The 2,905-nt window shown below is 54.5% G+C and carries 2 protein-coding genes; one reads left to right on the forward strand and one right to left on the reverse strand.

The annotated features are described in order from the left end of the window. A partial coding sequence (prlC, locus tag EQY_RS0122325; protein WP_000184158.1) for an oligopeptidase A occupies positions 1–1,967 on the reverse strand: 1,967 nt, incomplete at its 3' end. 262 nt (positions 1,968–2,229) lie between these two features. On the opposite strand from prlC, the gene rlmJ reads away from it, so the two are divergent. Further along, the coding region (gene rlmJ, locus EQY_RS0122330) for a 23S rRNA (adenine(2030)-N(6))-methyltransferase (RefSeq protein WP_000954226.1) at positions 2,230–2,905 on the forward strand (676 nt) is incomplete at its 3' end.

A 2,905-nucleotide genomic window follows, 5' to 3' on the forward strand; every position in this document is an offset into this window, starting at 1 on the left:
ATCGGCTCTTCTGAACCGCCACGGCTCAGAATGTTGTCGAGGAACGACTGTCCAGTATCACGGTTGAAAATCCCCTCTTCCTCAAAGCGCGAGAAAGCATCCGCCGCCAGCACATCAGCCCACAGGTAGCTGTAGTAACCTGCTGCATAACCACCAGCAAAGATATGGCTAAATGCATGTGGGAAACGGCCCCATGACGGAGACGGCACCACGGCAACCAGTTTTTTGATTTCTGTCAGGGTTTCGAGGATTTTTGCCCCCTGATCCGGACGGAATTCCGCATGGAGGCGGAAATCGAACAGGCCGAACTCCAGCTGACGCAGAATAAACAGCGCCGCCTGGTAGTTCTTCGCCGCCAGCATTTTATCCAGCAACCCTTTCGGCAGCGGTTCGCCGGTTTCATAGTGACCGGAGATAAACGCCAGCGCCTCCGGCTCCCAGCACCAGTTTTCCATAAACTGACTCGGCAGTTCGACCGCATCCCACGGCACACCGCTGATACCGGAAACACCGGCGGTTTCGATGCGGGTCAGCATATGATGCAGGCCGTGACCGAACTCGTGGAACAGGGTGATCACTTCGTCATGGGTAAACAGCGCCGGTTTACCGTTCACCGGGCGGTTGAAGTTACAGGTCAGATAAGCGACCGGTTTTTGCAGCGAACCGTCGGCTTTGCGCATCTGGCCTACGCAGTCATCCATCCACGCCCCGCCGCGCTTGTTCTCACGGGCATACAGGTCGAGGTAGAAGCTGCCGCGCAGTTCGTTGTTCTCATCATACAGTTCGAAGAAACGCACATCAGGATGCCAGACATCAACATCTTTACGCTCTTTGGCGGTGATGCCGTAAATACGTTTCACCACTTCAAACAGGCCGTTAACCGCTTTGTTTTCCGGGAAGTACGGACGCAGTTGTTCGTCGCTGATGCTGTAGAGGTGCTGTTTCTGTTTTTCGCTGTAGTAAGCGATATCCCACGGCTGCAACTCATCCACACCAAATTCGGCTTTGGCGAAGGCACGCAGTTGCGCCAGCTCTTTTTCGCCCTGCGGACGCGCGCGTTTTGCCAGATCGGTTAAGAAATCAAGCACCTGCTGCGGATTTTCTGCCATTTTAGTGGCAAGCGATTTGAAGGCGTAGTTTTCAAAACCCAGCAATTGCGCCAGTTCGTGACGCAGCGCGAGGATCTCTTCCATCACCTTGCTGTTGTCCCACTTACCGGCGTTCGGGCCTTGATCGGAGGCGCGTGTGCTGTAAGCGCGATACATCTCTTCGCGCAGAGACTGGTTGTCGCAGTAAGTCATTACCGGCAGGTAGCTTGGGATATCCAGCGTCAGCAGATAGCCTTCCAGTTCTTTCGCTTCGGCCTGGGCTTTTGCTGCAGCCAGCGCGCTTTCTGGCATACCCGCCAGCTCAGCTTCGTCGGTAACGAGTTTAGTCCAGCCCATCGTCGCATCGAGGACGTTGTTGCTGTACTGGTTGCCCAGCTCGGAGAGACGGGTGGCAATCTCGCCGTAACGTTGCTGTTTCTCTTTCGGCAGACCGATGCCCGACAGTTCAAAATCACGCAGTGCGTTATCAACCGCTTTCTTCTGTGCCGTGTTCAGCGTGGCGTAATGATCGCCATCGCGCAGATCGCGATACGCTTTATACAGTCCTTCATGTTGCCCTACCCAGGTGCTGTATTCTGACAGCAGCGGCAGCGTTTGTTCGTAGGCTTCGCGCAGCTCCGGGCTATTTTTCACCGAGTTCAGGTGGCTGACCGGGGAGAAAATACGGCCCAGCACATCGTCCACTTCTGCCAGCGGTTGGCAGAGATTTTCCCAGGTGTACGGTGCCCCCTGCGCTACCACGCGCTCCACATTTTCGCGACAGTCGTTCAGCGCCTTAGTCACGGCAGGAACGACATGTTCCGGGAGAATTTTAGAAAACGGAGGCAATTCAAAGGGAGTCAGTAACGGATTCGTCATAGGTACAGTCCTGGTTAAATAGAGGGAACGAAACGCTCACAGGCGCTTTCGCCGGAGGCGACGCAGACGTCTTATCCGGCCTACGTTAATAGGCCGATGCCATCCGACGCGTAATGGGTAATAGCATGGGGTTAAGTGTAGTGAATTTCAATGAGAAACGTTACGCTTTCGCGGCGACGTCCTCTTTTCGGTATACTGTCCTGATATGCTTTTGTGCGCCCCAAATACGGGCCGATTTTTACTTACCGGAACACCTTTACCCATGCTCAGTTATCGCCACAGCTTTCACGCTGGCAACCACGCCGACGTCCTTAAACATACCGTTCAGAGCCTGATCATCGAGTCGCTGAAAGAGAAAGATAAACCGTTTCTCTATCTCGATACCCACGCAGGGGCCGGGCGTTATCAGTTAGGCAGCGAACATGCCGAGCGTACCGGCGAATATCTCGAAGGCATCGCCCGTATCTGGCAGCAGGACGATTTGCCCGCAGAACTGGAGCCGTACATCAATGTGGTAAAACACTTCAACCGTAGCGGACAGTTGCGTTACTACCCCGGTTCGCCATTGATTGCCCGTCAGTTACTGCGTGAACAAGACAGCCTGCAACTGACCGAGCTACATCCGAGCGATTTCCCGTTGCTGCGTTCTGAATTTCAGAAAGACAGCCGTGCGCGCGTAGAAAAAGCCGACGGCTTCCTGCAACTGAAAGCAAAACTGCCGCCAGTTTCCCGTCGTGGCCTGATCCTTATCGACCCACCGTATGAAATGAAAACCGACTATCAGGCGGTGGTCAGCGGGATAGCAGAAGGCTACAAACGTTTCGCTACCGGCACTTACGCATTATGGTATCCGGTGGTGTTGCGCCAGCAGATCAAGCGCATGATCCACGACCTGGAAGCGACCGGCATTCGCAAAATTCTGCAAATTGAACTGGCGG

It is taken from the genome of Escherichia sp. TW14182, from assembly GCF_000208525.1.
In the GTDB taxonomy this organism is placed as follows: domain Bacteria; phylum Pseudomonadota; class Gammaproteobacteria; order Enterobacterales; family Enterobacteriaceae; genus Escherichia; species Escherichia ruysiae.